This window comes from Acinetobacter sp. CFCC 11171 (genome assembly GCF_003268405.1).
Classification (GTDB): Bacteria; Pseudomonadota; Gammaproteobacteria; order Pseudomonadales; family Moraxellaceae; genus Acinetobacter; species Acinetobacter amyesii.
In genome coordinates, this window is record NZ_LQXP01000059.1 from 1 (window position 1) to 9,723 (window position 9,723).

The 9,723-nt window shown below is 39.3% G+C and carries 6 protein-coding genes, 3 pseudogenes and 1 other annotated feature; of the genes and pseudogenes, 4 read left to right on the top strand and 5 right to left on the bottom strand.

Annotated features, from left to right (window positions below; translation table 11 throughout):
• Positions 1–96: 96 nt before the first annotated feature.
• Together AVJ20_RS17300 and AVJ20_RS17305 are read left to right on the top strand one after the other, a co-directional pair.
• Positions 97–1,316 (top strand): IS3 family transposase gene (locus AVJ20_RS17300; protein WP_111886077.1). Its coding sequence is split into 2 segments (ribosomal slippage): positions 97–373 and positions 373–1,316, totalling 1,221 coding nucleotides; the frame shifts between segments, so codons are not numbered across the junction.
• Positions 372–488, top strand: a sequence feature (AL1L pseudoknot). It overlaps the preceding gene by 117 nt.
• A 115-nt stretch (positions 1,317–1,431) precedes the next feature.
• Entirely contained in the window at positions 1,432–1,695 is a 264-nt protein-coding gene (locus AVJ20_RS17305) for a hypothetical protein (RefSeq protein ID WP_004871190.1), read from the top strand.
• A 40-nt stretch (positions 1,696–1,735) separates the two neighbouring features.
• Here the strand turns inward: AVJ20_RS17305 and AVJ20_RS17310 are convergent.
• The 3 genes and pseudogenes from AVJ20_RS17310 to AVJ20_RS17320 all read right to left on the bottom strand — a co-directional run bounded on the left by AVJ20_RS17310 (position 1,736) and on the right by AVJ20_RS17320 (position 3,581).
• Positions 1,736–2,958: pseudogene (locus AVJ20_RS17310) on the bottom strand (IS256 family transposase).
• A 109-nt stretch (positions 2,959–3,067) separates the two neighbouring features.
• Complete coding sequence (locus AVJ20_RS17315; protein ID WP_000203952.1) at positions 3,068–3,331, bottom strand: Txe/YoeB family addiction module toxin; 264 nt, start codon at positions 3,329–3,331, stop codon at positions 3,068–3,070.
• Positions 3,318–3,581 (bottom strand): type II toxin-antitoxin system Phd/YefM family antitoxin, encoded by a 264-nt coding sequence (locus tag AVJ20_RS17320; RefSeq protein WP_016658858.1) that lies wholly within the window; start codon positions 3,579–3,581, stop codon positions 3,318–3,320. Before AVJ20_RS17320 ends, AVJ20_RS17315 begins: the two co-directional genes overlap by 14 nt.
• A gap of 641 nt (positions 3,582–4,222) precedes the next feature.
• Between AVJ20_RS17320 and AVJ20_RS17330 the strand changes: the two are divergent.
• Positions 4,223–7,571 (top strand): annotated as a pseudogene (locus AVJ20_RS17330) (SNF2-related protein).
• A 17-nt stretch (positions 7,572–7,588) separates the two neighbouring features.
• Here the strand turns inward: AVJ20_RS17330 and AVJ20_RS17335 are convergent.
• Both AVJ20_RS17335 and AVJ20_RS17340 read right to left on the bottom strand, forming a co-directional pair.
• Positions 7,589–8,878 (bottom strand): type II toxin-antitoxin system HipA family toxin, encoded by a 1,290-nt coding sequence (locus tag AVJ20_RS17335; RefSeq protein ID WP_111886078.1) that lies wholly within the window; start codon positions 8,876–8,878, stop codon positions 7,589–7,591.
• The gene (locus AVJ20_RS17340; protein ID WP_004835530.1) at positions 8,875–9,183 is read right to left on the bottom strand and encodes a helix-turn-helix transcriptional regulator; all 309 of its coding nucleotides are present in this window, start codon (positions 9,181–9,183) and stop codon (positions 8,875–8,877) included. The genes AVJ20_RS17335 and AVJ20_RS17340 overlap by 4 nt, the downstream gene beginning before the upstream one ends.
• Before the next feature lie 188 nt (positions 9,184–9,371).
• Here AVJ20_RS17340 and AVJ20_RS17345 point away from each other — a divergent pair.
• A pseudogene (locus AVJ20_RS17345) lies at positions 9,372–9,723 on the top strand (RNA-guided endonuclease TnpB family protein); the annotation flags it as partial.

Genomic DNA, 9,723 nt, shown 5'->3' on the forward strand with positions numbered 1-9,723 from the left:
CTGACCATGATATGCCGGTGTATCGCTTAAACTGTGTTTCAGAAAGTGAACCGTACCGGGTTTGTCGGAGACTCAGTATTCTGAGAGAATGTTCCGATGACCAAATTAAAATATACCCCTGAAATCAGAGAAAGAGCGGTTCAATTATTGATTGAATCTGAAAAAGACTATCCATCTAATTGGGCTGCGATCACAGCTATTGCGCCTAAGATTGGTTGTACTCCTGAAACACTTCGTGCCTGGCATCAAAAGCATTTAGATCAGCAAAATCCTATTAAAGTACAACAGATATCTGATCAAGAAAAAATGAAGCAAATGGAACGTGAAATTAAAGAATTAAAGCGTGCCAATGAAATTCTACGTAAAGCAGCCGCTTTTTTCGCCCAGGCGGAGCTCGACCGCCCACACAAATAATGGTGGATTTCATCCATAACAATAAAGGCTTATATGGTGTTGATGCGATTTGTAGGATTTTACCGATCTCAGCTTCTACCTATTATCGAACACTAGATATTGCTGAAAACCCAGAACATCGAGCAAAGCAAGATCTACATGATTTGCATCATGCTGAACAAATTAAACGAATTTGGAAAGAAAGTTCAGGTCGATATGGTGTGCGTAAGGTCTGGCAACAACTGAAACGTGAAGGTTATGTTATTGCACGTTGTACAGTTGCTCGATTGATGCAAAAGCTAGGTATACAAGGTGTTTGGCGTGGTAAGAATAAATACACCACCCGTAGCCGAGATGATCAAAAAAGAGCGGATGATTTAGTGAAACGTAATTTTAATGCTGATCATCCAAACCAACTATTGGTGGGTGACTTTACGTATATTCAAACTCATTCAGGCTGGGTATATACCGCATTTGTTATTGACGTGTTCTCACGAGCAATTGTTGGATGGAAAGTATCTACACGGATGAATACAGATATGGTGCTCGATGCATTGGAGCAAGCATTGCACGATCGAGGTATGCCTAAGAATGTGATTCATCATTCAGATAGAGGTGTTCAATATCTTTCAATTCGCTATACCAATCGTTTAGAAGCAGCAAATTTACGAGCATCAGTCGGTACGACTGGTGATTCATACGATAATGCTTTGGCTGAAACGGTGAATGGCTTATACAAAACAGAGGTGATTGAATATTTAAAAGCGGATTGGCAAGGTTTAGCGGATGTACAACTTGCGACACTAAACTGGGTAGATTGGTTCAATAAAGAGCGTGTACACAGTGCACTGGGTTATGTATCACCTTTTGAGTTTGAAGCAATGTACTATGATAAGATTAACCCGTTAGGTCAGGTGGCCTAACTTAAATAAAAAAGTCTCCGACAAACCCGGTACGGTTCAGGGGGAATTTCAGCATGGATTTGGACCAGTATTGTACCTTCAGCTGCAAAAGGCTGCCGTGTAGCAGGAGCATAATATGGAATTATGGGTCGATATGATTAATAGTACAAACTTTGAAAAGGTTTTCTACTTTTCATTAGCTGTATTATTTAGTTTTTTATCATCTTGGTATTATCAAAGTTTAATACATATCCCATTTAATAAAGATATCGTTTTTGGTTCTATTATAACTGGTTGTGGTATATTTATTTTTGTATTTGCGACCTTCTGGTGGAGTTTTCCAAGTGCAATACTATCTGGTATTTTTGGGGGAGTTTTTTTCACTAGAAAAGTAACTTAATGAGCCTGTAAATAATTTTGTGTAATTGCTTTTCATAAATTTAAAGGTGATTGCTTAAGCGGTCACCGAATTCAATAATAAAGCGGCTCATGGCTAAACGCCAGTCGCGAATAGGCATATTCCACTTTTTAGACGCTGCATCAATTGCTAAGTAAATCACTTTACGTACAGAATTATCCGTTGGAAAGACTTTACGTTTTTTGATCGCTTGGCGTATTACGCTGTTTAATGACTCGATTGCGTTGGTGGTGTAGATGGCTTTGCGTATCTCGGCTGGATAAGCACAGAAGGTATTCAGATTCTCCCAGTGCATACGCCAGCTTTTGCTGATCTGTGGATACTTGTCATCCCATGTTTGGGCAAATTGATCCAGGGCCATCAAGGCTGCCTCTTCAGTAGGTGATTGATAAACGGCTTTTAAATCCTGAGTGACCGCCTTGTAATCTTTCCATGACACGTATTTCAAGCTGTTGCGCAGCATGTGGATAATGCACAGCTGGATATGGGTTTGCGGGTATACGCTGTTAATAGCATCAGGAAAGCCTTTTAGTCCATCCACACAGGCGATCAGAATATCCTGCAACCCTCGGTTTTTAAGCTCAGTCAGGACATTCAGCCAGAACTTGGCACCTTCATTCTCAGCCATCCACATACCGAGCAATTCTTTCTGTCCCTCAAGATTAATGCCTAAGGCAAGGAATACAGCCTTGTTGATGACACTGCCATTATGACGGACTTTAACTACAATACAGTCCATATAAACGATGGGATAGATCGCATCCAACGGACGGTTTTGCCATTCAGCAACCTGCTCCTTGACGGCATCCTCACAGCAGTGCTGTTCGCCTTGGAAATGAGCGTTGGAGATACATCAGCATCGTACATTTCCTTAAAGGTAGCAACGATTTCACGGGTTGTCATGCCTTTGGCATAAAGGGATAGAATCTGGCTATCCATTTGCGTGATACGGGTCTGATTTTTCTTAATCAACTGAGGCTCGAAAGTGCCATCACGATCACGTGGTGTGGTGATCTCAATCTCCCCATCATCGCTAAGTAAAGTCTTACTAGAATAACCATTGCGAGAATTTGAACCAGATTTACGGGCATTTTTTTCATGTCCGAGATGTTCGGTAAGTTCGGCATTGAGAGCCGTTTCAACAGTGATTTTGGTCAACAATCGGGTGAATTGATTGAGATCTTCTTCTGTTTTGATTCCTTTAGCAAATTCTGCTGCAAGGTCTTTTAGTTTTTGTTCGTTCATCATGTTGCCTGACTCCGTTGTGAATATGAACATAGCAAATTCAAGCAATTACACAATTTAATTTACAGTCTCATAAAATACTCTCCCATACTAAGAATAGGGAATATTATTAGTAATGGAACCGACATTGAATAATGGAAATTCGTTCATCCGTCACTTCATAAACTAATCTATGCTTCTCATCAATTCTACGGCTCCAGAATCCTGAAAGATTTGCTTTTAAAGGTTCTGGTTTTCCAGTTCCTTCAAAGGGTGTTCTTTGACATTCTCTGATTAAGGTATTGATACGTTTGAGTATCTTTTTATCCTGTGTTTGCCAATAGATATATTCATCCCAGGCATTTTCAGTCCATTCGACATTACGACTCGTCATCTATAATCAACTCTCTTTGTTTGGTTTTACCTGCGCGTAATTGAGCAATTGATTCGTTTAAACGAGTGGTATTATTTGGAGATGAAAGGAGATACAACGTTTCCATTAAACTGTCGTAATGATCTTGTCCCATTACTACAGCATGACCGCCTTCTTTTCTTGTAATGAAAGCGACATCTGCATCATCAATAACTTTATCTAAAACAGATTTTAAGTTATTACGTGCGTCTGTATATGTAAATACATGCATATATTTCTCCCTCATAAAGTAAGCTGTGTTAAAACGCTACTGACTAGATGATAGTGATTGAACTTTACAATCTAAAATGTACAGAATTCTGTACATGTTGTCAATTTTGTGTAACAGTTTTATATCAAATAGGCTTTGTTGCATAAAGATTTCATAACTATATGATTTTAAAAGTTTTGATTATTTTTTGATCCAAAATTAAATTTATTTAAATCAGATGCTTACATATTTATACAACAGAGCCGACTGAAGATACTATTAAATTAAAGAAGTCTAATTAGATATTTACAATCTAATAGAGTCTAACAACTTGCTTTAAGCTCTATTAATTTTGCATGGTGTCACGAGGAACCGGGATTTGCTATCAGTTCAATCTGGAATATCTGGCCCCAGTAGTCTGAAGCAATGGGATCGATGGGCAGGGCTCTGCCTTTGCTGATACCTCAGGCAGCTTAAAAGTATTTACGCCAGCCAATAGAAAAAACACCAAAGTTCACTACCAGATAGCGAGTTATAATTTAAATTTGAGTGAGTTGGGGGGATGCTTCAAATTATAAATCTTTGTGCAACAAAGCCCTACTATTCTGAAATGACAGCTTTGTCCGTTATAATTGTATAAACATTTTTAGTGTCTGGTAATTATGTCCTCATTGATCAATTTTCTATCTCGCTTTAGTACAGCAACTCTTCAGCGCAGCCAGAGCTATGCTAAATACATTGATATGAAAACGATTGAGTTCTTTGAAGAAAATGACGATGTCACGATGTATGCCCAAATTGAAGGGACAGATTATTACGATACTGCAATTACCTATAATCTTAAAAAGGACCGTTTAATTGATGACGACTGCACTTGTCCGGTTGGATATAACTGTAAACATGCTGCTGCTTTAGCCAAATTATTTTATCAAGAATATCGAGAAGGATATCTGAAGAGCTATGTTGACTCTCAGTCATCATCTCACACTCAAAAAGATCGGGTTGCAATTAATCAAGCACAACGCTGGTTAAGTGAGTTTAAGCAGTATTTACAACATACCCAGTTAGAGCAGCAAAAGACAACGAGTAATTATTTACTTTATTATTTAGATCAGCCTTTAGGTCTATTCGGGTTAAAACTTGAGGTTCGCAAAGGTAGACGTAATAAAAGTGGGACGATCACAGGTGTCAGTTCTTATACTGAATATGGCAATATTCTAAAAAAACGTCTGTCTTTGCCTGATGGGAAGCGACAATTATTTAATCAAATTTATTATTATGCCAAGCTCAATCAGAATGAGTTTTCTTATGGAAATAGTCTTGATATATCAGGCATTGTTTTAGAGCATTTTAAATCTTTCATTCAGAGTGGTGATGTCTATTGGAAACAAAAAAAGTGATGCTCCACTTACATGGTCAGAACAAAGCTATCAGCTTGAATTTTCTTGGCAAAAGAGCATTGAAAAACAGACTGAGCACTTAGATTTTGAGTTGGTCAATGGAAATGTTCGACTCAATTTAAAATCGAATCCACATCTTCAAATTCTTGTAAGTCAGCCACTTTGTTATATCGATATTCACAAGAATACGGTAGGGCAACTCTATAGTGAATATACATCGGATTTACTGTACTACCTTTGGCGGATGCCAGAGATGCCTGCGACGGTTTTGACTGAGTTTGAGCAGCTTACTCATCAATCTACAACGATACATAACTTGCCGAAACCTGGGTTTCTTCAAGAGATTGAAGTCTTACAGGGTAATCCCCAGCCAATTTTACGCTTTGGTGTTTTAGATAAATTTGATTGGAAATGGGAAGAGTCTGTTTGTGCTGAAATTGAATTCTCCTATGCAGGCGGGCGAATTAAAGCAGGTACATCAGGTGACAGTTTCATTGGTGAGCAGCATGACAAAATGGTGCGACAGCTTCGGGACTTAGTTCAGGAACAACAGTCAATCCAGCGTTTACAGCTATTGGTCGAATCACTGAAGTGGGTGAAAGATCTTAGTTATGACCAGCAATTAAAACTGGATAAACAACGTCTCGATTCTATGGTTTTTGCTTTCTATGGAGACTGGATCAAACAGCTGATGCCCATCAATCAAATTGAGTTGATGGGCTGGCAGATAGAGCATCTGGAAAACAGCCCCTTTAACCTGCAATATGTTGAAAATTTAAATATTTCTATCACTGAAGCTGAAGGCCAGCAGGACTGGTTCAATATCGGGGCGACGGTTCAAGACAGTGCAGGCAATTCTTATAATTTACTTGATGCGCTCGTAGCTTTGGTGCGAGTAAATCCTGATTTACTTGATCCGCGGACTTTTATTCATCTGCATGACAGTCAAATTTTCACCGTGAAAACTGCAGTTGATCAACCTGATTTGGCGCTATCCGCTAGGGATATTAAGCCGGTATTATTGCATCTGCAGAGCATTTTACAGCAAGAAGAGCGCAGTATTGATCGCTATGATGCGAGTCAACTAGTAGAATTGCAGCATAATCTTGGGATGACATGGCAGGTCAGTGATCGCCTGCAGAAATTTGTACATAAATTCAAACAAGGCTATCAGCAACAACTGCCGACACCACAAGGTTTTCAGGGGGAGTTGCGTCTATACCAGCAGCAGGGCTTAGGCTGGTTACAGTTTTTAAGGGAAACCCAGCATGGCGGGATTCTGGCAGATGATATGGGCTTGGGGAAAACAGCACAAACTTTAGCCCATTTACTCATGGAAAAGCAGGCTGGATATTTGCAGGATAGTCCCGCCTTAATTGTTGCACCCACATCGCTGATGCATAACTGGTTCAAAGAAGCGGAGAAATTTACCCCAGAGCTCAAGGTATTGCTGCTACAGGGGCCCGATCGCCATCAGTATTTTGAGCAGATTCCGCACTATGATATTGTGTTAACCACCTATCCGCTTCTGGCGAGAGATGAAGAGCAACTAAAGCAATATGAATATCATCAACTCATTTTGGATGAGGCGCAGAATATCAAAAATCCGCGCGCCAAAGCTGCACAGGTAGTACGGCAATTAACAGCGCGACATCGTCTATGTCTAACCGGTACACCTATGGAAAATCATTTGGGTGAGCTGTGGGCACTATTTTATTTCCTGATGCCAGGATTTTTATATTCACAAGAAATTTTTAATAAAAAGTACCGTCATCCGATTGAAAAGCGCGGTGATGAGCAGTTAAGACAAAAGTTGGTCAACCGGATTAAGCCCTTCATTTTACGTCGCTTGAAAACTGACGTAGCCAAAGAGTTGCCAGAAAAAACCACGATTGAAGTCAATATTGATATGAATGACCAGCAATCCAAGTTATATGAGGCTGTTCGTGCCACGATGCAGGCAAGCATTCAGAAAATTGTGGCAGAAAAAGGCTTTAAACGTAGTCAAATACAAATTTTAGATGCCTTACTGAAGCTACGTCAGGTCTGTTGTCATCCTAGCTTACTGAAACTGGTTTCAGTTAAAACCGGGCAGGCACACTCTGCCAAACTTGAACAGTTGATCGATATGGTCGTTCCAATGGTAGAAGAGGGGCGAAAAATTCTTATCTTCTCTCAGTTTACCTCAATGTTGGAACTGATTGAACAACAGCTCCATCACGCAGAAATTGGCTATGTGAAGCTGACTGGAAAAACCAAAAAGCGAGATGAAGTCATTACAGCGTTTCAATCTGGACAAGTGCCGGTATTTTTAATCAGTCTGAAAGCAGGAGGGGTCGGTCTGAATTTAACAGCCGCAGATACAGTCATTCACTATGATCCATGGTGGAACCCTGCTGCTGAGGATCAAGCTTCAGATCGTGCATGGCGGATTGGACAGGACAAACCGGTATTTGTGTATAAGCTGATTACCAACCAAAGCATAGAAGAGAAAATTATTGCCTTGCAGCAAAATAAAGCAGAACTGGCACACTCTATTCTAAGTACAGATCATGAAGGCGAAGCGAAACTGACGGAAAATGACGTGATGAACTTGTTTGAGAAATTTTAGTTTGGTTTCAGATTACCCTAATCATCTGTAAGTATCTGAAAGTCCGGATGCAATTTTTTCCAATGTTCTCTTAATTTTTCTTTATGAACAGAAATCATAGGTAAGTCTAGTAATAGCACTGGCCATACCGACCGTGCTTTGTCCATGATCGCGTGAAGTTGTTTTTCAATAACACGCCATGGAACACCGACTTTTTCAGCCCATTGTTCAAAGTGTTTCATCTCAGCTAAATACCAATCTTTATTTTTGGCAAGATTTAAGGCGAAATGACGCTCATTTTCAATATATACACTAGTCATTAATATATCGTATGCGGGTGATAATCTTGGCGTTGTTTTATCGTGATAAATCATACCCCAGTTCTTTAAGTGTGCATCTCCATTGGCGAGTAAAATATTGACGAGTAAACGGCTGGCAAATTGCTGAATATCAAAAATTTTGTTATCTGAATAGTGATAAATGATCTTACCGATCTGCTCATAATTTGTGGTGCTGTATTTCTGGTGTGGATATGAACCAAAGATCTGAGCAAAATCTTCAATATGAATAAGCTCTGTAGTATTAGCAGTACTCTGCCTATCGAATCTCTTAATTGCAAAAGCATATTGCTCTTGGGGTAGATTTAATGTTGGAAGGTCTTGTAAGAGTGCCATATCTACCAAACGAATCTCTGGGATATCTATTCCGACCATTTTGGCAAGGATCATCATAGAGTATTCATTCAGCGGAACAAAAGCATGTCTGGTAGAAGGAGTTTTGACAATCCAATCACCGAGTAGGCTGGATTCCGTTGCCTGTGCTAATGTAAAACGCCCATCTTTGGCTTTCATGGAAAACTTCATTTGGACGCCAGCCAAGGAAAACTTATTATTTGTCTGAATCTCTTGTTTTAATATCTGATCTGGATTCGAGATCTGAAGCTTAAATTTTATTCCATCTGGGATTTCTTCTGGATCTACTGGGGTTGCAATCAGTGCCCCAGGTAAGTCATGACCTAAAGCTGCCAATAACTGAAATTCATTGTCTATATGTATTTTGAGGCTTTGTGCTATGAGTTCGCGTAATGCACCTTCTGGTAGCAGATTTGATAGCAAGGGGTGTAAGCGCTGATGTGTAACATAGGTCTTTTCTAAAATCTTATCCGCTTGAGGATATAAAGGGGAAGTAAGCAAGCTCAAGGTCGGACGTTGCTGATCCAAGTGAAAAGAATCTGTGAAAACCAGAATATTTTTTCCGCTCTGAAATCCTGCCAAGTATCCAACGATACCGTGATGTAATGTTAATTTCAGGACTGCAACAGTATTCATGGTTCCTCTCCTCCGAGAAGACCCTTCCATGGGTTAGTCATTAAGTCATCCTGATCTTCAATAGTGACTTTAATTTCATCATTCAATAATTGTCTGATCAAATGAACCTTATCATCAGGGATGAGCATCAGTTGAGCATTTAATCCTGCCGCTATAATTTCTAAGGTCTCTAATCGAGGGTTGCCCTGACTTTCCAGTTTTTGGTACTGCTGTCTTGAAATGCCTGTACGGGATTGCATATCAATTTGCTTTAAGCCCAATTGGGTTCGTCTTTTTTTGATTTGCTGAAGTAAAGACTTATTCATTGTAGATACATTTATTTCTTTTGGATCCTATAAGAAACATATTAGTTTCTTTTTTTTTGAAAAGCAATTTATCAAATGGAGCGTAAAACTCTGTCCTTCAGGTCAGAGATATAAGCGACACGACATGAAGTGTCGTTTGATTTAACTAAGGACTATTTTCCTTGAGTTTTGATTGTTAATATAAGTACATGAAAACCTTTAAATTACGTATAAAAGACAAACATCGCAAGGTGTTAGACCAACTAGCATCAGAAGTGAACTTCGTTTGGAATTATGTCAATGATTTAGGGTTTAGGCATTTGAAGCGGAAAGGTGAATTTCTCTCTGCTTTTGATATTGCCAAATATACGAAAGGCACATCCAAAGAATGTAATTTACATAGTCAAACCATTCAGGCTGTAACTGAAGAATTAGTCACCCGAAGAAAGCAATTTAAAAAGGCAAAGCTGAAATGGCGTGTCAGCAATAAAAAATCAGCAAGGCGCTCTTTGGGATGGATTCCCTTTAAAAAGGTGGCTATCAAATATGCCAATGGATATA

Bases quoted from the DNA above. Each gene is read 5' to 3' on its own strand.
- AVJ20_RS17320 (WP_016658858.1), bottom strand. From the start codon at position 3,581: ATGCATGTATTTACATATACAGACGCACGTAATAACTTAAAATCTGTT.
- AVJ20_RS17340 (WP_004835530.1), bottom strand. From the start codon at position 9,183: ATGAATAAGTCTTTACTTCAGCAAATCAAAAAAAGACGAACCCAATTG.
- AVJ20_RS17315 (WP_000203952.1), bottom strand. From the start codon at position 3,331: ATGACGAGTCGTAATGTCGAATGGACTGAAAATGCCTGGGATGAATAT.
- AVJ20_RS17305 (WP_004871190.1), top strand. From the start codon at position 1,432: ATGGAATTATGGGTCGATATGATTAATAGTACAAACTTTGAAAAGGTT.
- AVJ20_RS17335 (WP_111886078.1), bottom strand. From the start codon at position 8,878: ATGAATACTGTTGCAGTCCTGAAATTAACATTACATCACGGTATCGTT.